General features: G+C 62.1%; 21 protein-coding genes and 1 pseudogene. 7 read left to right on the top strand and 15 right to left on the bottom strand.

The annotated features are described in order from the left end of the window. Nucleotides 1-2: 2 nt before the first annotated feature. From ABID58_RS35050 to ABID58_RS35030, 5 genes are read left to right on the top strand one after another with little or no spacing between them, the layout of a single operon-like run. Complete coding sequence (locus ABID58_RS35050; RefSeq protein WP_502916453.1) at nucleotides 3-821, top strand: alpha/beta fold hydrolase; 819 nt, start codon at nucleotides 3-5, stop codon at nucleotides 819-821. A 7-nt stretch (nucleotides 822-828) separates the two neighbouring features. Further along, nucleotides 829-2,118, top strand: a complete 1,290-nt coding sequence (locus ABID58_RS35045; RefSeq protein WP_354037444.1) for an acyl-CoA dehydrogenase family protein — start codon at nucleotides 829-831, stop codon at nucleotides 2,116-2,118. Between the two features lie 2 nt (nucleotides 2,119-2,120). Continuing rightward, nucleotides 2,121-3,647 carry a class I adenylate-forming enzyme family protein gene (locus tag ABID58_RS35040; RefSeq protein WP_354037443.1) on the top strand — a complete coding sequence of 509 codons (1,527 nt, stop codon included), beginning with the start codon at nucleotides 2,121-2,123 and terminating at the stop codon, nucleotides 3,645-3,647. Beyond that, nucleotides 3,644-4,732, top strand: coding sequence for an NAD/NADP-dependent octopine/nopaline dehydrogenase family protein (locus ABID58_RS35035; RefSeq protein WP_354037442.1), 1,089 nt, complete (start codon nucleotides 3,644-3,646; stop codon nucleotides 4,730-4,732). Before ABID58_RS35040 ends, ABID58_RS35035 begins: the two co-directional genes overlap by 4 nt. Nucleotides 4,733-4,735: 3 nt before the next feature. Then, nucleotides 4,736-5,728: a 3-hydroxybutyryl-CoA dehydrogenase gene (locus ABID58_RS35030; RefSeq protein ID WP_354037441.1), complete on the top strand. Its 993-nt coding sequence runs from the start codon at nucleotides 4,736-4,738 to the stop codon at nucleotides 5,726-5,728. Here the strand turns inward: ABID58_RS35030 and ABID58_RS35025 are convergent. The 6 genes from ABID58_RS35025 to ABID58_RS35000 all read right to left on the bottom strand — a co-directional run bounded on the left by ABID58_RS35025 (nucleotide 5,725) and on the right by ABID58_RS35000 (nucleotide 12,081). After that, the gene (locus ABID58_RS35025) at nucleotides 5,725-6,771 is read right to left on the bottom strand and encodes a 2,5-dihydroxypyridine 5,6-dioxygenase NicX family protein (RefSeq protein WP_354037439.1); all 1,047 of its coding nucleotides are present in this window, start codon (nucleotides 6,769-6,771) and stop codon (nucleotides 5,725-5,727) included. The genes ABID58_RS35030 and ABID58_RS35025 overlap by 4 nt on opposite strands. A gap of 37 nt (nucleotides 6,772-6,808) precedes the next feature. Next, a complete protein-coding gene (locus tag ABID58_RS35020; RefSeq protein ID WP_354037437.1) occupies nucleotides 6,809-7,576 on the bottom strand; it encodes an ABC transporter permease in 768 nt (255 codons plus the stop codon). Further along, a complete protein-coding gene (locus tag ABID58_RS35015) occupies nucleotides 7,573-8,358 on the bottom strand; it encodes an ABC transporter permease (protein ID WP_354037436.1) in 786 nt (261 codons plus the stop codon). The genes ABID58_RS35020 and ABID58_RS35015 overlap by 4 nt, the downstream gene beginning before the upstream one ends. Further along, on the bottom strand, nucleotides 8,355-9,200 hold the full coding sequence (locus tag ABID58_RS35010; protein ID WP_354037487.1) for an ABC transporter ATP-binding protein: 846 nt from the start codon (nucleotides 9,198-9,200) through the stop codon (nucleotides 8,355-8,357). The genes ABID58_RS35015 and ABID58_RS35010 overlap by 4 nt, the downstream gene beginning before the upstream one ends. A 124-nt stretch (nucleotides 9,201-9,324) precedes the next feature. Continuing rightward, a complete protein-coding gene (gene ilvD / locus ABID58_RS35005; protein WP_354037435.1) occupies nucleotides 9,325-11,019 on the bottom strand; it encodes a dihydroxy-acid dehydratase in 1,695 nt (564 codons plus the stop codon). 78 nt (nucleotides 11,020-11,097) lie between these two features. Further along, nucleotides 11,098-12,081: an ABC transporter substrate-binding protein gene (locus tag ABID58_RS35000; protein WP_354037433.1), complete on the bottom strand. Its 984-nt coding sequence runs from the start codon at nucleotides 12,079-12,081 to the stop codon at nucleotides 11,098-11,100. A gap of 57 nt (nucleotides 12,082-12,138) precedes the next feature. Between ABID58_RS35000 and ABID58_RS34995 the strand changes: the two genes are divergently transcribed. Continuing rightward, nucleotides 12,139-13,167 carry an NAD(P)-dependent oxidoreductase gene (locus ABID58_RS34995; protein WP_354037431.1) on the top strand — a complete coding sequence of 343 codons (1,029 nt, stop codon included), beginning with the start codon at nucleotides 12,139-12,141 and terminating at the stop codon, nucleotides 13,165-13,167. 24 nt (nucleotides 13,168-13,191) lie between these two features. Here the strand turns inward: ABID58_RS34995 and ABID58_RS34990 are convergent, their stop codons facing one another. The 9 genes and pseudogenes from ABID58_RS34990 to ABID58_RS34950 all read right to left on the bottom strand — a co-directional run. Next, nucleotides 13,192-13,755, bottom strand: a complete 564-nt coding sequence (locus tag ABID58_RS34990; RefSeq protein ID WP_354037429.1) for a flavin reductase family protein — start codon at nucleotides 13,753-13,755, stop codon at nucleotides 13,192-13,194. A 9-nt stretch (nucleotides 13,756-13,764) separates the two neighbouring features. Then, nucleotides 13,765-14,994: an acyl-CoA dehydrogenase family protein gene (locus tag ABID58_RS34985; protein ID WP_354037485.1), complete on the bottom strand. Its 1,230-nt coding sequence runs from the start codon at nucleotides 14,992-14,994 to the stop codon at nucleotides 13,765-13,767. A gap of 64 nt (nucleotides 14,995-15,058) precedes the next feature. After that, on the bottom strand, nucleotides 15,059-16,327 hold the full coding sequence (locus ABID58_RS34980) for a CaiB/BaiF CoA transferase family protein (protein ID WP_354037483.1): 1,269 nt from the start codon (nucleotides 16,325-16,327) through the stop codon (nucleotides 15,059-15,061). A gap of 216 nt (nucleotides 16,328-16,543) precedes the next feature. Then, nucleotides 16,544-17,071 (bottom strand): phage terminase large subunit, encoded by a 528-nt coding sequence (locus ABID58_RS34975; protein WP_148752688.1) that lies wholly within the window; start codon nucleotides 17,069-17,071, stop codon nucleotides 16,544-16,546. Between the two features lie 205 nt (nucleotides 17,072-17,276). Beyond that, nucleotides 17,277-17,654, bottom strand: a complete 378-nt coding sequence (locus ABID58_RS34970; RefSeq protein ID WP_354037428.1) for a hypothetical protein — start codon at nucleotides 17,652-17,654, stop codon at nucleotides 17,277-17,279. A 643-nt stretch (nucleotides 17,655-18,297) separates the two neighbouring features. After that, entirely contained in the window at nucleotides 18,298-18,447 is a 150-nt protein-coding gene (locus ABID58_RS34965; RefSeq protein WP_354037427.1) for a hypothetical protein, read from the bottom strand. Nucleotides 18,448-18,911: 464 nt separating this feature from the next. Next, the gene (locus ABID58_RS34960) at nucleotides 18,912-19,721 is read right to left on the bottom strand and encodes a molybdate ABC transporter substrate-binding protein (RefSeq protein ID WP_354037425.1); all 810 of its coding nucleotides are present in this window, start codon (nucleotides 19,719-19,721) and stop codon (nucleotides 18,912-18,914) included. Between the two features lie 330 nt (nucleotides 19,722-20,051). Further along, complete coding sequence (locus ABID58_RS34955; protein WP_354037424.1) at nucleotides 20,052-20,471, bottom strand: hypothetical protein; 420 nt, start codon at nucleotides 20,469-20,471, stop codon at nucleotides 20,052-20,054. A gap of 343 nt (nucleotides 20,472-20,814) precedes the next feature. Then, a pseudogene (locus tag ABID58_RS34950) lies at nucleotides 20,815-20,898 on the bottom strand (DUF3606 domain-containing protein); the annotation flags it as partial. A gap of 120 nt (nucleotides 20,899-21,018) precedes the next feature. On the opposite strand from ABID58_RS34950, the gene ABID58_RS34945 reads away from it, so the two are divergent. Beyond that, entirely contained in the window at nucleotides 21,019-21,432 is a 414-nt protein-coding gene (locus ABID58_RS34945; protein WP_148752690.1) for a hypothetical protein, read from the top strand. Nucleotides 21,433-21,561: the final 129 nt, after the last annotated feature.

The following is a 21,561-nucleotide window of genomic DNA, read 5'->3' as shown; positions in this document are numbered from 1 at the left end:
GCGTGTCGCAGCCTGCGCCAATGATAACAAGGGACGGACGCTTCGCCTATGAAGCTGCGGGCGATCCGGGTGCGATACCCCTGATTTTCCTGCATGGCATTGGCGGCGCGGCGCGGGCCTGGGGGCAGCAGCTTGCCACATTCAGCAATCGTTTCCACGCGATCGCGTGGGACATGCCGGGCTATGGCGGATCAGTGCCACTCGCCAGCGTCAGCATCGCTGCCCTGGCCGATGCACTCCAGCAATTCATCGAGCAGATCGGGGCGGCAAGGCCCATTCTGGTCGGGCATTCGATCGGCGGCATGATCGTCCAGAAATGGCTGGTGCAATCGCCGAAACGGGCGCGTGCGGTCGTCCTCGCGCAAACCAGCCCGGCCTTTGGCAAGTCTGACGGCGACTGGCAAAAATCGTTCATCGCGGCACGCCTGGGTCCGCTCGATCGCGGCGAGACCATGAAATCGCTGGCACCGTCCCTCGTGAAAGAGCTCGTCGGCGACGATCCTGATCCCAAGGGCATGGAGCTTGCGCGCGAGTGCATGGGGAGTGTGCCCGAAGCGAGTTATCGCGCAATGATGCTGGCGTTGATCGGGTTCGACCAACGCAGCACGCTCAAGGACATTTTCGTGCCGACGCTGCTGCTGTCTGGTTCCAAAGACAACAACGCGCCTGCGCCAATGATGGCAAGAACGGCATCCTATATTCCCGCGGCCGAATATGTCGAACTCCCCGGCGTCGGCCATCTCGCAAACCTTGAGCGGCCTGGTGCCTTCGACAAGGCTCTCGGCAGCTTCGTCGATTCCGTCGCTGCAAAACACGGATGACTGCGCCATGACCATGCAAGTCAGCAAGACCATTGGCACGAGCGACAAGGTCGCGTTGGACGCGCCAATCTTCGATCCCGTCGCGTTCCGCTTGAGCGACGAACAAGCCGGGATCGTCGCGCGGGCGCGCGAGATCGGCCAAAGCGTGTTCGCGGGTCGTGCGGCCACCTACGATCGCGAGGCGGTCTTCCCGACCGAGAATTATCGCGACCTGCACCGCGTCGGCTTGCTCGGCATCGCCGTGCCGAAGAAGCACGGCGGGCTGGGAGCGAACTACCAGACCTACGCCCTGGCAGCGGCGGAGATCGGCCGCTATTGCGGCGCGACCGCGCTGACCTGGAACATGCATGTCTGTTCGACGCTGTGGTCGGGGCCTTTGGCTGATGATCTCGACATGGATGCGGAGACCCGCGCGGAACACGAAAAGCGCCGGGCCGTCCACTACAAGCGCATCGTCGAGGACGGTGCGATCTATTCGCAACCTTTTTCCGAGGGTGGCGCGGCGGCCGCGGGTGGCGTTGCCTTCGGCACGCAAGCAAAGCCTGTCGAAGGCGGCTGGATCGTCAACGGCAAGAAGATCTTTGCATCGCTGTCCGGCCACGCCGACTATTACGGCGTGCTCTGCACGGAGATCGAGGAAGGCGAAAAGGCCTCGCGCCGCAATACGCTTTACCTCGCGATCCCAGCGAAATCGCAAGGCGTTTCCGTCGTCGGCGACTGGGATCCGCTCGGTATGCGCGGCACAGTCTCGCGAACGCTGCTGTTCAAGGACGTCTTCGTGCCGGAAGATTCTGCGCTAATGCCGCGCGGCGTCTACTTTCAGGCGGCGATGCGCTGGCCGCATATGTTCCTGACGCTGTCGCCCACCTATATGGGGCTCGCGCAAGCCTCTTACGATTTCACGGTGCGCTATTTGCGCGGCGAGGTGCCGGGCATGCCTCCGATCAAGCGCCGGATGTACCCGACCAAGCAGATCGCGGTCGCGCAGATGCAAATCAAGCTGGAGCAGATCAAGGCGATCTGGTTCCAGGCCGTTACCGAAGCGCGCGCTAATCCGAGCAAGGAGCAGGTGCTGCGGGCCTACGCCGCGCAATATTCGGTGATGGAAGGCGCCAATGAGCTCGCCGCGCTCGCGATCCGCACCTGCGGGGGACAGGCGATGCTCCGCTCGCTGCCGCTGGAGCGCATCTATCGCGACAGCCGCTGCGGCTCGCTGATGCTGCCCTGGACGGCCGAGCTCTGCCTCGACCGAATCGGTCGCGAGGCGCTGTACGAGGCAAGCGAAACGGACGACTGACGGTGGACCTCTGCAGTCTGATTGATCGCAACGCGGCGTTTTCGCCAGACAAGACCGCCATCGCCTTTGAAGGGGAGCGGCTGAGCTACGCGACGCTCGCCGAGCGCATCGAACGGATCGCAACAGGCTTGAAGCAGGAGTTCGGTGTCGGCCGTGGCGACCGCGTCGCGATCCTGAGCCTGAATCGACCCGACTATCTGGTCCTGCTCTATGCATGCGCGCGGCTCGGCGCGATGCTGGTGCCGCTGAACTGGCGGTTGGCTGTCGCCGAGCAGATCTTCATCCTCACCGACGCCAGCGTCAAGGTGCTGGTGCTCGAGCACGCATTTGAGGGAGTCCTTCCGGAACTCGCGCGGGGCACCACCGTCGTCGGCCTCGATTTTACGCCACCGCACGGCACGACTTTCGAAAGCCTGCTGGCGCGTAAAGGAAGCAGCGGACGCAATCCGCAGACCGACCTCTCCTGCCCGCTGCTCATCGTCTACACGTCAGGAACAACCGGGCGGCCGAAAGGTGCTGTGCTGCGCCAGGAGGCGCTGTTCTGGAACGGCGTCATGAGCCAGCACATGCACAACATGACGTCCGACGATCATGTGCTGACGGTGTTGCCGTTCTTCCACGTCGGCGGGCTCAACATCCAGACCACAGCGGCGCTCCAGCTTGGCGCGACCGTCTCAATCCACGCTCGTTTCGCCCCCGACACGGAGCTTGAGGCCATCGAACGGGACCGGCCGACCCTGACGGTCATGGTGCCGGCGATCATCCAGGCTCTCAGCGAGCACCCTGCCTGGGCCACGACTGATCTCTCATCGCTGAAGGCCGTCGCCACCGGCTCGACCATCGTGCCGCCACACCTGATCGATCGCTTCGTCGCTCGCGGCGTGCCAGTGCTCCAGGTTTATGGCTCGACGGAAACCTGCCCCATCGCAATCTACACCCGCCTCGGCGGCGAGCTGTCGCGCACGGGATCGACCGGGCTTGCCGGCCTGTGCTGCGAAGCAAAAGTGATCGATCAGGCCGGCAACGAGGTCCCGGCGGGCACGCCAGGCGAGATCGCGGTCCGTGGCCCCAACGTCTTCTTCGAATATTGGGGCAATGCGGACGCCACGCGCGATGCGCTGCACGACGGCTGGTATCGTACCGGCGATATCGGCCTGTGCGACGCGGACGGCTACTTCTGGGTCCGCGACCGCAAGAAGAACATGATCATATCCGGCGGCGAGAACGTCTATCCGGCCGAGGTCGAACGGGTGCTGCTCGAACATCCAGACGTCAGCGAATGCGCCGTGATCGGCAGGCCGGACCCGCGCTGGGACGAGGTACCTATCGCCTACGTGATTCCGCGATCCGGCTGCCGTCTCGAAGCAGACGAGCTAAGAGCACACGTTCAGGCGCAGCTCGCCCGCTACAAGGTTCCACGCGACATTGTCTTCGTCGCCGACATGCCGCGCACCGCGCTTGGCAAGGTTCAGCATTTCCTGCTGAAGCAGCTTGATGCGCAATCGCGCGCGCAAGGAGAAGCATCTTGAAAATTGCGGTTCTAGGTGGGGGAAACGGCTCTTTCGCGGCCGCGGGCGATTTCGCGCTATCAGGGCATGAGGTCCGGCTGTGGCGCCGTGACACAGAACAGGTCGAAGCACATCGTGCCGCCGGCTCCCGCATCCTCGTCAAGGACCATAATGGCCAGCACGACGTGAAGCTGGCGCTGGTGACCACCAACATCGCCGAAGCCGTCAGCGATGCCGAGCTGATCCTGTGCCCTGCTCCCGCCTTCGCTCAGCAGAATATCGCCCGGCTCCTCGCCCCACATCTGCGGGATGGCCAGGTCGTGTTTCTGCCGCCCGCGACATTCGGCTCGATGATCTTCGCGCAGGCTGCGCGAGATGCAGGCAATCGCGCCAAGGCAAGCTTCGCTGAGACCGGCACGCTGCCATGGCTCACGCGCAAGCATGGGTCATTCGAGGTCGCAATCACCATCCGCGCCAAGCGGCTGCCGGTCGGCGTGTTCCCGCTTGACCTGGCACCACATGCGCTCGAGGTGATTGGACGAGCTTTCCCCGATGTGATCGAGCCGTGCGGCGACGCGCTATCCGGCGCGCTGATGAACGCGGGCTGCATCATTCATCCGCCGCTGATCGTGATGAACGCAGGCCCAATCGAACATTTCGGGCGGTGGGATATCCATAAGGAGGGAACGCAAGCCGCAATCCGGCGGGTGACCGACGCACTCGACGCCGAGCGGATCGCCGTGCGCGAGGCGCTTGGATATGGCGCACCGCATTTTCCACTCGCGCACCATTACGCCAAGGACGGCGAGATCTGGATGTATGGCCGCGGCTCACATGATCGCCTGACGGATTCCGGCGACTGGCGCGAGCGGATCGTGCTCACCGAACACCGCTACATGCGCGAGGATCTGCGGCTTGGGTTGTCGTTGCTGGTGTCCGTCGCCGCGTTGGCGGGCGTGGCCACACCGCTCGCCAAGGCTTTCCTGGCCGTCGGCGGCGCAATCTGCGGCGAGGATTTTGCGCAGGGCGGCCGGACTTTGGAGACGCTGGGGCTTGGCAAGCTTCACAAGGCCGAATTGCAGATGCTGCTTCGTGAGGGATTCTGACCGATGACCCGTCGCGCCAACATTGCCTGTCTCGGGGCCGGTCGCATGGGCCGCGGTATCGCCGTCGCGTTCGCCTATGCAGGGCACATGGTCACGATGATCGACGTCAAGGCCCGTTCAGCGGACGATTTCACCAGGCTGGAGGCGGACGCGCTTGGCGAGGTCTGGAAGACCTTTGCCAGCCTCTCGAAGCTGGGGTTGCTGGCCGAGACCGACGTTGATCCGCTGATCGCGCGGGTTTCGGTGGTGCCGGCCAGCCAAAGCGGCGCCGCATTGTCCCAAGCCGGAATGGTGTTCGAAGGCGTTCCCGAGGTCGTCGAGCTCAAGCGCGAGGTGCTGGGGGCGGCTTCAAAACAGGTCGGCCCCGACACCATCATTGCATCGACCACTTCGACCATCCTCGTTGACGATCTCTCGGTCGCGATCGTGAATCCCCGCCGCTTCCTCAACGTGCACTGGCTCAACCCGGCCTATCTGATCCCGCTGGTTGAGGTTTCGCCCGGCAAAGCCACCGATCCCGCCATCATCGACGAGGTCAAGAGGCTGCTCGAAGGCATCGGCAAGGTGCCCGTCGTCTGCGCGGCGACGCCCGGCTTCATCGTCCCCCGCATCCAGGCGCTGGCGATGAACGAAGCCGCGCGCATGGTCGAGGAAGGTGTCGCCAGCGCGGAGGAGATCGACAAGGCGATCCGCTACGGCTTTGGCTTTCGCTATGCGGTGCTCGGGTTGCTCGAGTTCATCGACTGGGGCGGCGGCGATATTCTGTACTACGCCAGCCGCTATCTCGAAGGCGCGCTCGGCAGCGACCGCTATCGAGCGCCGGACGTTATCTCACGCAACATGCATGAAGGCCGGATCGGCCTCCGCACGGGGGCCGGCTTTCTCGACTATTCGGGCTTGGATGTTGACGCCTATCGCGCAAAGCGCCTCCAGGCCATGGTCGACCTGCTCCGGCACTTCGACCTCGCCCGGCCGCCGGTGCTCGACCGCAGCTAGCCAAAAACGTCCTGGAGCACGCCTTCCCGCACCACCGCAACACCATCGAGCTCGATGGTCGTTCCCATCATCGGCAGGTCGAAATGGCCTGCGGTATAACGGCCGGCAAATTCATTGGCACCGGTCGAGAACAGAAAATTGCCGGAGACGGCGCGGATCTCAGTGCCGTTGGTGTCGCGCTGATCATACATTGACAGTGCCTCGTAGCGCGCACCCGGGTTCATGCCGAAACCAACATGCGACACGGCATAAGCCTCCCGATCGCCCCAGGCGGCGAGATAGGCGCGCATCATTGCGGCATCGGTGCCCTCGCCTTCCAGCTCGACCACGTAATCGTCCTTCAACGTCATCTTCACCGGCGACGTCAGGTAGCGCTTGAAGGTGAGATTGATGTCGCCCGGGGCCATCACCAGCGTGCCATTGATCGTCCCGCTCTTGGGAAAGCTGACGACGATGCCGCCCGGCCAATGCGCCAGCGTGCCGGGCTTGTCGGTCCAGCCCCACACGCCGACCGTAGACGCTCCGACCATGTCGACGTCAAGCGCCGTACCGGCCTTCGAGGTGACCCGCATCCGCTTCGTCCCACGCAGCATCTTTGCCGCCGCGCGAACGCGCTTCTCCAGCGCCGGATCCGGCACCATCCGCTCCAGCGCCTCGGGATGCTCGTTGGAGATCACCAGGATCCGCGCGCCGGCCTTCAGGATCTCGGGCGTCTCGACCGCATGCATCAGGCCTTCGATGGTGCAATCCACGACGAAGCCCGCTTGCTGAAGCGCAGCGATGACCGGCCCAAGCTTCTGGATGGCTTCGCTAGCACCAGTTGAGCGGACCGGAACGATATTCCGATTGCGTGGCGTCGGCATGACGACATGAAAAGGCTTCACCCCCATGCGCAACAGCGCAAGCTCTGCCAGATGTACATTCAACGCGCGCGACTGCGTCTCCGACAGGATCGCCGCGGTATCGCCGGGTTTGACGGCGCAACGCTCAAAGATCTCGCAAAACGCGTCGATCCATTTTGCCTCGATGCGGTCTGCCAGCATGGTTTGCTCCCGATCTTCTGGTTTCTTGTTCGTCAGGTCACGCCTCGGGGAAGCCCCGTAGAAGGTACGATCGCACGGCGCCCAACAGGCCGTTGAGGATCAACCCTAGCAGCGAGATCGTGATCAGCGGCACGAACATGTCGACGGCCTGGAAGGTTCGGGCCGCGGTCACGAGCACGTGTCCCAAGCCGTCCGTCGACGTGATCATCTCTGCCAGAAACACCACGATGCACGAAATGACAAGGCCGATCCGACACCCGGTCAGGATCGACGGCATCGCCGCTGGCAAGACCACCTTGAACAGGATTTCATAGCGCGGCGTTCCCGCTGCCATGGCCGACCAGATCAGCTTTTGCTCCACCGTCGAAGCACCGTAATAGGTCGACAGGAGAATAGGGAAGAGCGCGTCCGCCGCCACCAGCGTGATCTTCGACCCATGTCCAAAGCCGAGCAGCAACAACAGGGCCGGATAGAGCGCAACCTTCGGCAGCGGCGCCAGCACCCGTACGATCGGCCGAACTATGGCGTTGATCGCCGGACTGGCAGCGGCCGCGATGCCGATACTGACGCCGAGGACGACCGCAATCGCGAAGCCGGCAAAGAGCCGGATCAGGGTCGCCGCGATCTCCTGTTGAAACGTCCATGTCACGAGTTGCTTGAGCAGCCGGCCGAAGACGACGCCCGGCGGCGGCAGCAAAACCACGGGCGCGAAGCCGAATGACACCAGGCCCTGCCATACCGCGATCACCAGTACGATTGGCGCGAGCCCAAAGATGACGTTTGCTGAAAGAGAACGCGGCATCATGAGAAGCTCAACGGCATGTCAAACTGAGGCTCGGACCAGCGTACCAGTCTCGCACGGACGCGCTCGAAGACCGCATCGAGACAGATGCCCATCGCGCCGACGATGATGATCATCGCGTACACCGTGTCGTATTGGCCCATGTCGAGCGCGTTGAACAGGATATTCCCCGCTCCCGATTGCCGCGCGATCATCTCGCTGGTGATCATCGTGATCAGCGCCAGCACCAGACCGGTGCGGCACCCGGTCAGGATCTCCGGGAGCGCAGCGGGCAACACGATCCGGACCAGGCGCTGCAAGGGCGAAAGTCCCATCGCCGCGCCTGACCACAGCATCTTCTCCTCGACGGCCTTGGCGCCTTCAAAACTGTGATAGATCACCGGAAGGCTGACGCCGAGGAAGATCACCAGCGTCTTGGTGATGTCGCCAACGCCGAGCCACAGCATGATGATCGGCATCAACGCCGCTTTCGGTACCGGATAGATCACCATCAGCAGCGGATTGAAGAAAGCTGCGACGGCCCGGCTACGGCCCATCAACAGGCCCAGCGGAATCGAAACCAGCACCGCTATGCCGAACCCGATCGCCATGCGGCGGAGCGAGGCCAGGATGTTGATCAGAGATTCCTTGTCGCCGAGGATATCCGGGATCGCGCGGATCGCTTCGATAGCCGTTGGAAAGCTGTCGTTCTTCAGCGCAAGCGACGAGACCTGCCATACCGCAAGCAACCCGATGCAGGCGAACATCGGGGCAGCATGTCTGGCCAAGGCCGACGGCGAGGTCATGACACTGATCCCGTCTCGTCGACCTCGTCAAACATACGCTCGATGTCGACAACGTATTTCTGGTAGCGCGGATCGAGCAACAGCTCGTTGCGGCGTCGCGGCCGCGGCAGATCGACATCGATGACCTCCCGGATACGGCCAGGAGACTTCGACATCATCACGACCTTGTCCGAGAGGAAGACGGCTTCATCGACCGAGTGGGTGACGAACAGCACTGTCTTGCGGTCACGCTCCCAGATGTTCAGAAGATCGTTCTGCAAGCGCGTCCGGGTGTGCGCATCGAGCGCACCGAACGGCTCGTCCATCAACAGGACTTCGGGATGGTAGGCGAGCGTCCGGGCCAGCGCGACGCGCTGCTTCATGCCACCCGACAACTCTTTCGGGTAGAAGCTCTCGTAGCCCTTGAGGCCGACCATTTCGATCAGAGCACGGCTCTGTGCTTCCGCCTCTGCTACTCGCACACCCTGCTGGCGCGGGCCATACATCACGTTGCCCAGCACGGTCTTCCACGGGAACAGCGCGAACTCCTGGAACACCGGCCCGCGATCCGGACCCGGTCCCGTGATCGCCTGTCCTTTCATCTTTGCAGCGCCGCTGGTCGGATTGACGAAGCCACCGACAATGTAAAGCAACGTCGACTTGCCACAGCCGGACGGACCGAGGATCGAGACGAATGCCCCCTCTTCGACCGTTAGCGAGATGTTAGACAGCGCAAGATGATCCTTGCGCGCCGAGGTCTGGAAAACCTGCGAGACGCGATCGATCTCGATGATCGCAGAAGCCGGCTTTTGTGACGTCACCGGTCTCACCCATTCGCTCGATCTCGAAGGCACCACCTTCATCCCGTCTCTCGCTTCACTCATGCGCGAACGTCACGCAACCGACCTGCTGAATGTCCTCCATCAGCGGAACGAGCTTAGCAAGAAACTTGCCAGACGGATCGCTATTTCGCACGTGCGCGATTTTTCAGTCGAACCACGGCCACTCCGCCGGTCCCTCATGAGTGACCGCTCCACCCGGTGCCTGACCGACCAGACGCGCATATTTCGCCAACGCTCCGGCGCGATGACGCGGCGGGCGTTGCTTCCAATCGCGTCGGCGTGCAGCGAGTTCCTGCTCGTCGACCAGCAAGTCCATGCGGCGGCCGGCGGCATCAATCCGGATCTTGTCGCCATCGCGGACAAGCGCCAGCGGGCCTCCAACGAACGCTTCGGGCGATACATAGCCGATGCACATGCCGCGCGTGGCACCGGAGAACCGCCCATCCGTGATCAGGGCCACCTTCTCGCCCATGCCCTGGCCGTAGATCAGCGCGGTGACACCGAGCATCTCGCGCATGCCAGGACCACCGACCGGCCCTTCATTGCGGATCACCAAAACCTCGCCAGCCTTGTAGCTGCGGTCACGAACGGCCGCGACGCAGGCCTCTTCATCCTCGAAGACGCGCGCCACGCCCTCGAAGAACTGGCTCTTCAAGCCCGCGACCTTGATGACGGCGCCATCGGGACAGAGATTGCCCTTCAGAACGGCTACGCCGCCATCAGGCATGATCGGCGCGCGGGCCGCGTAAACCACCTCGCCATCGGGCGCGTTGGCCGCGCCGTACTCTTCCGCGAGCGTACGGCCCGTGATGGTCAGGCAGCTGCCATCGACATGCCCGCTCTCGATCAACTCGTGGATCACGACGGCCGCACCGCCGATGTCGTAAACATCCTTTGCCGTGTACTTGCCGCCCGGCCGCAGGTTTCCGATCAGCGGCGTCCTGGCAAAGACCTCGCCGACATCATCGATCGTGAACGCAATGCCGGCCTCGTTCGCAATCGCCGGCAGATGCAGTGCGGCGTTGGTTGACCCGCCCGTGGCGGCAACAATCGCAGCTCCATTTTCAAGAGACTTCAGCGTCACGACGTCACGCGGAAGCGGCCCGCCTCGTTCGAGCATCTCCATGATCAATCGCCCTGCGCGGCGCGATATCTGCGCGCGCTCGGCATAGACGCCGGGCACCATTGACACATTGGGAATGGTCAGGCCCATCGCCTCCGATACCATCCCCATGGTGTTCGCAGTGAACTGACCGGCGCAGGCGCCAATGGTCGGCAGGCAGGCGCGCTCGATCCGCTCGAGCGCCGCGGCGTCGATCTCACCGGTCATGAAGCTGCCGACGGCCTCGTAGGAGTCGAGGACGGTCAGCGTGCGTCCATCCACGCGGCCCGGCAGCGAGCTGCCGCCATAGATGAAGATGGAAGGCACATTGCAACGAACCATGCCCATCATCACGCCCGGAAGCGTCTTGTCGCATCCGCCGTATCCGATCAACGCGTCATATGCGAGGCCATGGACGACGGCCTCGATGGAGTCGGCGATCAGCTCACGCGAGAACAGAGAGAACTTCATTCCCTCGTGATTCATGCTGATGCCATCGGACACCGAGATGGTTGAGAATTCGCGCGGCGTGCCGCCGGCTTCCTCTACCCCTGTCTTGGCCGCAGCCACCTGAAAGTCGTGGGTCATGTTGCAGGGCGTCTGCTCGCCCTTCATGCTGACGATGCCCACCATCGGCTTGGCAATGGCCGCGTCGTCCAGTCCCATGGCACGCATGAAGGCACGGTGCGGCGCCCGGTCGAGGCCGTCAGTCGTTATCCGTGATCGGAACTTCTTCATGCCTGCATCATCTTCATGCAATGTCCCGCACACGGCGGGACATTGCGACCTCATTGGTCCAGCGAGCAGCCCGATCGCCTATTGCAGCGGCGCGACGATCGTCGGATGCTTGAACTGCGCGACATCCAGTTTCGGCAGCATTCCGGTTTCCGCATAGATGTCGAGCATCTTCTGGATCGCCGGGAAATTCGGCGCCGCACCGGGATCGCGCCCGAAATCGTTGTCCTTGAGCAGATAAGTCTCGAGCACCGGGATGGGCGCTTTCAAGATTTCGTTGACCACCTTCAAGGTCTCTTCGCGGTTCGCCAGCGCCTTCTTCATTCCCGACGTAATATCGCGGACGTAGGTTTTCACCAATTCCGGGTTCTTGTCGACGAAATCGGCACGGCAGGCTTCCAGGATGTGCACGATATTCGGCATGGCCTGCGACAGCGAGAACAGTTTTCTTGTGCCGCCCTTGGCCTCCGCACGCGCCGCAAACGGCTGGTTCATGTTGACCGCATCGACACGGCCCTGGCGCAAGGCATCCTCGGAGACGGCAAAACCAACCTCAACCAGCTTGATGTCCTTGGCCGGGTCGATGCCGTTCTGCTTCAGGAGCAGGTTGAACGGGCCTTGCGTGCCGCCGCCGATCACGGAAATGCCGACCGTCTTGCCCTTGAGATCTGCAATGGTCTTGATCGGCGAATCATCCATGACCGCCCAGTAGACCGAGAAGCCACCGGGCTTCTCGAAGACGTGCTGCGCCACGATGTAGGCCTTGAGATTGCCGCCGACCACGCCGTTTGCAAGCGAGAGTGGCGCCTGCGTCGCGCAATCCAGTGCGCCGGCCGCCAAGGCCTGCGTCATCGGCGCGGTGCCCTGAAACTGGGTCCATTCGATGTTGTAGGTCTTGCCGATATCGGGAAATTCGGCCGGCCTGCGCATCATCCAGTATTTGGATTCCTCGGCCGGGATGGTCCAGCCCACGCGGATCGTCTGCTGCGCCCGTGAGGGGCTTGCGCCCGCGATCATGGCCGCCACGGCCCCTATTGCCAGCATCCACGTCGAAACAGCCCGCATCGTGCCCACTCCGTTGCTCCGGGCGCCGACCGACGCCACCCAACCCGACCGGCCCGAATGTTTCATGGTTCAAACAATCAGGCAAGCCATGCAAGCCGGCCGGTTTCGCCGCGGGATGCGTTATGTATGGTGCGCAGCGGTCGCGCGGCGTTGCGCCGCTACAGATGGAGGCAACCTATGGCTGATGCGAGCATAACAAACCCGCAAGGCGTCGAGAGGCTCGGCTATCTCGGCCTAGGACTGATGGGGACACCGATGACCCGGCGCTTGCTCAAGGCCGGCTATCACGTCAGCGCCTGGAACCGTTCGGAAGGCAAGGTCGCACCGCTCGTCGACGCCGGCGTCAAGCGCGCGGACACGCCTCGCGACCTGCTGGCGAACTCCGACATCATCTTCATGTGCGTGACGGATGCCGCTGCCGTCGAAGAGGTGATCTTCGGGCCGGAAGGTCTTGCAGTGGCTCCCGGCGCAGGCAAGCTCGTGGTCGATTTTTCATCGATCCATCCCGACGCCGCGCGCGAGCTTGCAGCGCAATTGAAGTCTGCGAACGGTGCAAGTTGGATCGATGCACCGGTGTCCGGCGGCACCAAGGGCGCTGAAGAGGGCACGCTTGCCATCATGGCCGGCGGAGAGGCCTCCGACATCGAGCGGGCCCGGCCCTATGTGCTGGCCATGGCGCGCAGGTTCACCCACATGGGTCCGATCGGCGCTGGCCAGACCACAAAGCTTTGCAACCAAGTGATCGTCGGATGCGCAATGGCCGTGCTCGCAGAGGCAACGCGCCTTGCCTCGAATGCCGGAATTGACGCAAGCCGATTGCCTGAAGCGCTCGCCGGTGGCTTTGCGGATTCGATCCCGCTTCAGCTCTTCGTGCCGCGCATGGTCCAGGGCATTCATTCGCCGCCGCTCGGCCACATCGCGACGATGCTGAAGGACCTCGACACTGTGGCCGATGTCGCCCAGGCAACGTCAACGCCGGTGCCCATGGCAACGCTCGCGGGACAGATCTTCAGGCTGGCCAAGGCCGCACGCGGCGCAGACGCGGACGCTCTGGAAATCTACACGCTCTCGGCTACGGACCGTTGAACCGACGAGCGTCCCTGGATCGCCCTACGGCGACTTCTTACGCTCGTCGTCAGGCAGGAACCGGCCATACGTCCCCCGCGCAAACAGCAGCGCCTCTTTTGCATTGTAGGCATAGGCCTCGACCGCACCGAGAAAGATCACGTGATCGCCGCCGTAATAGCGATTGACTGACCGGCACTGAAAATTGGCAACGCTCTCGGCAAGAACCGGCGCGTTGCCGAGGCCTGGCATCCAATCCACGCCGGCGAACTTGTCCTCGGACGGCTTTGCGAATTTATTTGCAAGCGCCTGCTGTGAGGTTCCTAACACGTGGACGGTGAAATGGCTGGCGTTCTGAAACACGCTCAGGCTCGAGGAATAAACTCCGAGGCTCCAGAGCACCAGGGGAGGATTCAAGGAGACCGACGCAAACGAGTTGCAGGTGATGCCATACGGCTTTCCATCAGCGGCCGTGGCTGTGATGATCGTTACGCCTGTTCCGTAGGTGCCGAGCGCGCTGCGGAAATCACGCGGATCAATCTGCGACTTGTCGCTCGCGAACTCGTTGGCCGGATCAGGAACGGCCGGCTGCTTTGGCAGATCATTCATCAGCCGGCCTCACAAGGTGAGATTCTCGGACGGCAGGCCGAGCGCCACACGTCCATAATTGGTTCCGGCCGCATCGAAATTGAACGCGAGGTGCGAGTTGATCGCGTGCGCATCGCGGAACTGCCGCTGCAATACGCCCGTCGTGAACAGGCCGCGCGCGCCGCTCGCCGCGAACAGCATCGAGACGGCATCCGTGCACAAATTGACCGAGAACGCGCCGTCGCGCCGATACCTGGTCTTGATCGCCGTGTCGGGTGTGTGCTTGCTTCGTGCGTGCTCCATCGCCTCGATACAGGCCGAGCGCATGATGAGGCGTGCAGCATCGATCTTCGCGGAAGCCTCCGCGATCTTGATTTGTGTGCTTTGGAAGTCGCTCAGCTTGGCACGGTTGTATGTCGATATGCGGTGACGCGCGACTTCCGTGTAGTCGTCCAGGCAGGCCTGAGCATTCCCGAGCGCGACGCCGGAGAGAACATAAGGAAATAGCGAGAACACCGGCAGCGCATAGAGCGGATTGGGGTTCACCTTGCTTCCGGGCGTTGCGCCTCCTGTCAGATCACCGACAGCGACCGTCATATGCTCGGGCACAAAGGCGTCGCTGACTTCGACATCCGACGACCCGGTGCCGCGCAATCCGGCGACGTTCCAGGTGTCGAGGATCTTGTAGTCGGCCTTGGGCAACAGAAAGATGCGGTATTCGATACCGTCAGCCTCGTCGTCCGACGAAACGACGCTTGCGAGCATGTTCCACGCGCAGGAGCCGACACCCGACGAGAACGGCCAGCTTCCGTGCAACCGGTACCCGCCCTCAACCTTCCTGGCGCGGCCGGCGGGGAAGATGAAGGATGACGCGATCAGCACGTCCGGGTCCCGGCCCCAAACCAGATCCTGCGCGCGCTGCTCGAACATGGCGAGCATCCAGTGGTGGCTCGCCAGATTGGCAAAATTCCACGCCACCGATGCATCGGCCTGTCCGAGCAACTCGGCGCAATCGATAAGGGCGACGTAATCGAACTCGGCGCCGCCAACGCGCTTCGGCTGAAGCATCCGGAACAGACCAGCATCGTGCAGGTCTTGCTCGGTTTCGGGTGGCAGGTGCCGCAGCTCCTCGGTGCGGGCCGCGCGCTCCCGCAATTGCGGCACGAGCGACCGGGCCTTGGCAATCATCGTCGCATAGGCTCGTGCGCCGGAGTCTGTCACCACCGACTGACCCATGCTCGGCTCTTGACCAGGCGCCATTCGTGTCCCTCGCTCACATGCATTTATGCGGCCGGAACCCTGCCAAATCAAGCCGGAGCAGCGTTCAGTCCGACGTCGTGGCCTTGGGCAGCCCAAAGGCCCCTTTTTCCGCCAAAGCCGCAATCCGCTCTTTGTCGTAACCAAGCATCTCGCGCATGACGCACTCGGTATGCTCGCCCAGCAGGGGCGCAGCCACGGGATCAATCGCCGCAGTCAGGCTCATCTTGATCGGCGGCTCGATGTTCGGCACCCATTGCGCTGTGCGATGCGGGATTCGGTTCAGACGCGCGCGTTCGCGTGCTTCGGGCGCATTGAACCCTTCCTCGACGGTCCGGAGATAGCCGACGGGGATATTGGCCAGCTTCATCTTCGCCATCCAGTTCTCGAGCGTGTCGCTCGCGAACACCTCCGCGATCGCTGCGCGCAATAGCTCCTTGTTGTCGGACCGCGCCTTCCGCGTCGCGAACTGTGGCTCGTTGATGAGATCCGGGCGGTTCATCACCTCGACCACCAGCCGTCGATACAACCGGTCATTGGCGCAGGCCATGTAGAGCGGACCGTCGGATGCCTCGTAGACGCCGACGGTGGGAGACCCGTTCGGCGAATTTCCGAACCGTCCGGGGTTCTTGCCGTTGATCAGATAGGCCATCCCATAGAAGCCGGTCATTCCCATGGCGACGTCGAACAGGGCGACCTCGACATGCTGTCCGCGGCCGAGCCGATCCCGCGCCAGTAGCGCCAGCAGGATGGCATTGCAGGCGGACATCCCCGTCGCCATGTCGACAATCGGCGGGCCGGTCCGAACCGGCGGACCATCGGCGAACCCGTTGAGCGACATGAAGCCGCTCTCGGCTTGCGTGATCGGATCGAAGCCGGGGCGCGAGGCGAACGGTCCGTTGCGTCCGTAGGCCGAGATCGAACAATAGACCAGCCGCGGGTTGAGCGGCGCGACAGCCTCGTAATCGAGGCCGAACTTCTTCATGACCCCGCTGGAAAAATTCTCAACGACCACGTCAGCCTGGCGGATGAGATCCAGCGCGACCTCGCGCGCTTCCGGCACCGCGAGATCGAGCGCGATGCCGCTCTTGTTGCGGTTCAGGCTGAGATAAGCCGCGCTTTCGCCGCCAATCTCGGCGTGCTCATACGCGCGCGTGTCGTCGCCACCATCGGGGTTCTCGATCTTGATGACGCGGGCGCCGAAATCGGCAAGCGTCTGTGTGCAGGCGGGACCCGCGACCACCCGCGTGAAATCGACGACCAGCAGACCATCAAGTGCGGTTGGCCCTCCCGCCGCCCGCGACGGACGTTCCGGCAATTGAGGCTTGGTGGACATCCTTGTGGCTCCCCTACATCGGCTTGTGCTCGCCGAATTTCCTGCAAGCGAACTTAAAGCCCGGCGAAGTCGCCTGCGCAAGTGCTTCGGCAGCAACGCTTCAATACGCAAAAAGGACCCGGCAGCGGTCAAGCTGACGGGTCCTCAAGCATTCCAGGCGAGCGCGCGCCGTTTTGACGTTGCGAAAGCCAGCTTCCGTATCACGGGAAACCTGGCTCAACGAAGCGACCTTCGCCAATAGAGCGTATGCGACCAGGCCCAGGGCACCACGGGTTGGTAGAGCCGATAGCCCGCCCGGATGAAATTATTCGCGGAGAAACGATTGTCCGTTGTATCCGAAACGATACTGTCCCATCCGATGCGCCGGCCCCGCGCCTCGACGGCCCGCATCAACCTGCGCTGAAGTCCCCTGCCCCAGTGTCGCTGCAAGACCTGCAGCCCGCGAAAGATGATCAGCCCGTCGCCGGACGTCTCGATCTTGTCGCTATAGAACTTGAAACCGTGGCCGAGCCCGAGGCTTGCGATCTTGCCCTCGATCAGCCGTTTCGACGATTGCGCCAGCGTCCGCTGCGCCTCGCGGATGCAGACCGCCAGCGTCCCGCGCTCGGCCTGGCAGGTCTCGACCAGCAGCTCGCCGAAGAAATCCGATTTGCCCGAGCCGCGTCCGCCGTACACGCCCTTGTAGCGCGCAGGCTTGAGCAGCGGCGCAAAGATCTTGGCCGTTGGGATTTTCAGGATGGACATCAGGCGCGCGGAGGCACACGGCTTAAAATTCGGATCTGCGAGCGATCGACACGCTCCGGTTTGCTCTCACCGTCTGCCTTGATTGCCGTATCAACGCGCGGCGGAAGCGAAAGCGCATCTTTCATCCAACGAGACCACTCGGGTGCTGCAGGCTCCTGGCTTGTCAAGGATGTCGATTTGGCTGGAATAGTCGGCCTATTGTTGATCATGGCGATTTATTCCCCTCGGTTGTCGCTGGTGAGGTGTTCAAGAGTGCTGCGTCATCGATCCGTTCGGCAGCCTGCCTGGAGAAGTTATCCGGATGCACGATGACGCGCTCGATCCGATGAATCAGCTCAATCGACCCTTCGGCATCGTGTGGCTGCACCGGCTTTCCCCAACCGCGATCGAGGATCGCAATTGCCGCAGCGACGCGCGCCGCTGGCGCAACTTCCTTGCTCGACATGAGGTGAACGAGCACGTCGATCGCGCCCTTGGTAAAGCTTCTCGCCAATGATCGCAGCTCGGTCATCGTCCTTTGCCTGAACTGCCTTTTGGCGACAACGCCGCAAGGGGTTGCGTCGCCCTCTTGCTTCACTTCCATCCAGAGATTCCTTCCCACAACGCGATTGCAACAAGGCCCGCGACCGCGAGCGATATCAGATAGGCGGTCATGCTCTCTCCACAGCAAACAAAATGCGCGGCAGACCGCGTGACGACGCGACCGTTTCGGGCGCGAACCCTATCTCCGTTTGTCCGGAGGCCGCAGCGGCGCGAGCGAACAGCGCTCACACCTCGGGCCGGCACGTTCGCGCGTGCACGGCCAAAATGGTTCGGACGGCGGCGCGCCGATCGGCGCTCCATGAACGCGTTTCAACGAGGGCGAGGCCGCGATGCGCGGGACGCCGTCCGATCTCGAAATCGAAACGAAAAACCCGCAGCGGATGCTTCCGGCGCGGGCGAACCAAACTCGTTTCGATGATGTCATTCTGCCGGTGTTTTGCCCGACGTGTCAAAGCCTATGTTGAAATGAAAAGGCCCGCAGCGGGTGCACCCTGCGAGCCAACTTCGGATTTTCGATGATGCCATTCTGCCAGTGTTTTGCCCGACGTGTCAAATCAGAATAGACCCGACTGTCCGCTTTACTCGAAAGGCGAGGTAGGGTGCCGACCGGGTCTATGTCGGCCTTGAGCCACCAGCGGAATTGTCGGCGCCGGATGCAAGCGGGCCCGCCAACTGAGGCGGCCTTACTCCTCGCGGAGTTGGTCCGATTCATTCGTCTTCTCAGGCGCAGGAACCAAATCCTCCACTCGCTTCAGCCCAGCGGCTTTAAAGAGACCGAGAGTAACGACGATCATCATCACTACGGTTCCAGCCAGTACCAACAGCGTCAACATGGCATTTCTCCATGTCTGCCCGCATACAAACTCAAGCAGTCAGGTTGCCGTTCCTAAACGACGGGAACGCTTTGCCGAGTAGTAGGTTTTCCCGATGCCCTTCCCCAAGGGCGACCCCGAATGGGCCCCAGCTCCATCGTCCCCCCATTGCCTGGAGCTGGGGTCATTTTCAGATCAAGCCATCGCCAAATTCAAACTAGGCCATCGCGCTCGGAAACAGGTCACTACCCCACGCCGGATGGAAACAGAGCAGCGACCTGAACGCATGCGAACGAAGCTCGCGTCGACTCTGGGTCACAAGCGGCGGTAGACGCCAAGCTGGATCGGCGTCCGGTCCGCCTCTGAGAGCCGAAATGACACGTCTTCAAGCGAGCTTCGGCTTAGGTCCATATGCACCAGCGGGTTAAGCAATCCGCTGTAGCAGCGCCGATTGAACGTCGTTGCCCCACGAAGCAGCTGTTGTTTCACCCCGGCGTCATACCTTTGCTCTTGATCACCGATATGGCGTCCGGCGTTTTCAGGTAGTCGACGAGCGCCTTCGCGGCTGCGGCTTCCTTCGTACCCGCACCGAGCGCGACCGTGAATACGACATCCTGCTGCAAGTCAGCAGGGAACGGGCCAACCACATCGAGGCCCGGCACCGTCAAGACGTTCATCAGGAAGAGCGCGAGTTCAGCCTCGCCCTTGGCAACCACAGCGACGACCTCTGCCGGCGTCGGCTGCGCTTTCATCTTGGCTTTCATCTGCTCGGTGATGCCGAGGCGCTCGAATACCCTCGCTATTGAATAGCCGGTTGCGCTTTCCGGAATCGAGGCGACCGATTCCGCCTGGAGCAAGGCAGCTTTTAACGTGTCGGGCGTGGAGATGTTGGGCTTCGGCGCACCGGCGCGAACCGCGACACCGAGGCCGACACGAGCTATGTCCAGCGTCGGCCCAGCTGCGAAATGTGATCGCGCGCCAGCGTCCCTCATCACCTCGACCGGCACGACGCCGACATCAAACGGCTTGCCGGAGGTCGCTTCCTTGATCAGGTTCGGAGTGGTGCCGAAGAAGATATCAAGCTTGTGGCCTGAGGTTTGTTCGAACTTCGGCTTGAGGCCCGCCCACACTGCTGTCATGGCGCCACCGGCCAGAACCCTCAACTCAGCTGCGGTCGCAGTCGATGACAGCATCATCACGGCCAAGATACCCCCTGCCGCTAGAGAAAACGTCCTCATGTGACCCCCACAAGTTAATATAAACTGAGCGTTGATCGCACCTCGACGCTGCGCCATTCTAGGTTAAATGCCTAAAGTCTCAGATGGGCCAGAACCGGAAATAGGGTCCTGCTATTGCAAGCATCTTAATATTTGAGTGCCTCCTGATCGCATCGATCACCACGCCCTTCGGGCCTAGCGGCCGATGGATCAGTTACGCCCCGTGTCGCCGTGCACTCGCGCTGCTCTGATGCAGGAATGAAGACAAGCTTCTCGTTCCTGAAATCAAACGCTCCGAAATAGGTCCAGGTGTCGGAAGGTGTTCCGTTCCAAAGGGTCTCGATGGTGCGCCTCTTTGGATCAACGATGTAGTCGTCATAGGTTGGCCCCAAAACGGCGACCCGTCCGTCATTGGTGAGGTAGACGCTCGTTCTGGGCCAGTGCGTCCCAATCAAAGGCGGACAGGTGCTGTCTGACCACACCTGCGGAGTTTCTTACGACGAGGTAGCGCCCCGAGTCGGTGCTCCAGTGCAAGTAAAACTCAAGTCCAAGTGTGGCTTCCAAATCAGGAAGCTCGATCTCCGCAGCTTTGGTGGGGATAAGCATCGATCTGACGACGTACCAGGAACCAGGAATACACAGTGCCAAGATCGGCACCGTGATCAGCACGAGAGCGACTAGCAATAGACGTGCTTTCGTCCGCTGCACTCGCGTGAGGATCAAGATCAACAGAGCGGCAATGCCAGCCGCGCTGACAATCACAATTGAGGCGGGATGTTCCTCGAGGATTAAGGCCCCCGCGTCCCCGAGACTGATTTGCAAACTCATTGCCTGCATCGAAATGCCAGAGGTCCACCTGGTTGCATAATGCCAATATATCAACCCTTCGCGGCGTGGAATGCTCAATTTTTAAGGATCGGACGATGTCCGCAACGGGTCAACAGGCGACATAAAAGCTTTGGACGAATAAAAGCCCGCGGCGGATTGCTCCGCGCGGGCCGAACCGAACACCTTTTCGATGATGCCATTCTGGCAGTGTTTTGCCCGACGGGTCAAGCTCTTTATGAGGATAAACCGAATCGACTCCGGCGCGCGACGGGGGGACTCGCGCGCCAGAGCCGCCATTACAGCCGGCTATCGGCAGACGCGCCGTTCCGCATCCGCGGTGAAGATAGTCGACTTCGTACTTTTGCCCACCCGCCACGCGCGCGCGGTCTTGATCGCGACCGCGAGCGGTCTGCTTCTTTGCTGCCAGGTCGGCTCTTCTTCGCTCCCCGATTTTTTCCACAGCCACCAAACCGAGTACGACCTTCGCGGCCGACACCACTAGGGATCGATAATTTGCCAAGGCCTCGCGGCTTGGCTTTGATGCCGTATGTCCACGAAATCGCGCCATTATCTCTACGGAACCCAGATCAAGATGTCGGCTGAACAAGCCGCGAGCGCGCGCAAGGAAGCCGATAAGCTCGCCTGCGTTGCGTGGAATTACTGGATGCTCGGCTACAGGGGTCCAGCTCAGCCATCACCCACGATCGGCGACGCCATCAACGCCGGCTTCCTCTATCTTGAGATTCGATGCCTCGGATGCGATACCAATCAGACTGTGGCCCTCGATATTATTCGACGTCCAAAGACAACGCCCGTTCACGAGCTTGAACGCTATATGCGGTGCAAGGACTGCTCGCAGGTGCGGCGCTACCCGTACAAGCGAAGCGCGCTGGTGGCGCTAAGGCCTACGAAGATTTCAGCCGATCATCCGGCGTCATATTGGTGGCCCGGCGAGCGTTAGGGACTGATTTGCAACATGTGCAATCTCTACTATACCGACCTCGGGATTATGCCGACCATTGGCTCTGAACGGGCTCTGGCGGCGGCGATTGCTGCGTTAGAGTCGGCATAATCCGATTGGTCTCACAGC

Origin of the sequence: Bradyrhizobium sp. S3.2.6, from assembly GCF_040546885.1 — a bacterium.
Classification (GTDB): domain Bacteria; phylum Pseudomonadota; class Alphaproteobacteria; order Rhizobiales; family Xanthobacteraceae; genus Bradyrhizobium; species Bradyrhizobium cytisi.
The sequence above is the reverse complement of the archived record's forward strand: the minus strand, read 5'-3'. Positions and strand labels throughout refer to the sequence as shown.

Coding starts and splice junctions, on each gene's coding strand:
- ABID58_RS34960 (WP_354037425.1), bottom strand. CDS start 19,721: ATGGCGCAGCGTCGAGGTGCGATCAACGCTCAGTTTATATTAACTTGT.
- ABID58_RS34980 (WP_354037483.1), bottom strand. CDS start 16,327: ATGTCCACCAAGCCTCAATTGCCGGAACGTCCGTCGCGGGCGGCGGGA.
- ABID58_RS35015 (WP_354037436.1), bottom strand. CDS start 8,358: ATGACCTCGCCGTCGGCCTTGGCCAGACATGCTGCCCCGATGTTCGCC.
- ABID58_RS34990 (WP_354037429.1), bottom strand. CDS start 13,755: ATGAATGATCTGCCAAAGCAGCCGGCCGTTCCTGATCCGGCCAACGAG.
- ABID58_RS35000 (WP_354037433.1), bottom strand. CDS start 12,081: ATGCGGGCTGTTTCGACGTGGATGCTGGCAATAGGGGCCGTGGCGGCC.
- ABID58_RS34995 (WP_354037431.1), top strand. CDS start 12,139: ATGTTTCATGGTTCAAACAATCAGGCAAGCCATGCAAGCCGGCCGGTT.
- ABID58_RS35030 (WP_354037441.1), top strand. CDS start 4,736: ATGACCCGTCGCGCCAACATTGCCTGTCTCGGGGCCGGTCGCATGGGC.
- ilvD (WP_354037435.1), bottom strand. CDS start 11,019: ATGAAGAAGTTCCGATCACGGATAACGACTGACGGCCTCGACCGGGCG.
- ABID58_RS34945 (WP_148752690.1), top strand. CDS start 21,019: ATGTCCACGAAATCGCGCCATTATCTCTACGGAACCCAGATCAAGATG.
- ABID58_RS34970 (WP_354037428.1), bottom strand. CDS start 17,654: ATGGAAGTGAAGCAAGAGGGCGACGCAACCCCTTGCGGCGTTGTCGCC.
- ABID58_RS34965 (WP_354037427.1), bottom strand. CDS start 18,447: ATGTTGACGCTGTTGGTACTGGCTGGAACCGTAGTGATGATGATCGTC.
- ABID58_RS35045 (WP_354037444.1), top strand. CDS start 829: ATGACCATGCAAGTCAGCAAGACCATTGGCACGAGCGACAAGGTCGCG.
- ABID58_RS35010 (WP_354037487.1), bottom strand. CDS start 9,200: ATGAAGGTGGTGCCTTCGAGATCGAGCGAATGGGTGAGACCGGTGACG.
- ABID58_RS34985 (WP_354037485.1), bottom strand. CDS start 14,994: ATGGCGCCTGGTCAAGAGCCGAGCATGGGTCAGTCGGTGGTGACAGAC.
- ABID58_RS35020 (WP_354037437.1), bottom strand. CDS start 7,576: ATGATGCCGCGTTCTCTTTCAGCAAACGTCATCTTTGGGCTCGCGCCA.
- ABID58_RS34955 (WP_354037424.1), bottom strand. CDS start 20,471: ATGAGTTTGCAAATCAGTCTCGGGGACGCGGGGGCCTTAATCCTCGAG.
- ABID58_RS35025 (WP_354037439.1), bottom strand. CDS start 6,771: ATGCTGGCAGACCGCATCGAGGCAAAATGGATCGACGCGTTTTGCGAG.
- ABID58_RS34975 (WP_148752688.1), bottom strand. CDS start 17,071: ATGTCCATCCTGAAAATCCCAACGGCCAAGATCTTTGCGCCGCTGCTC.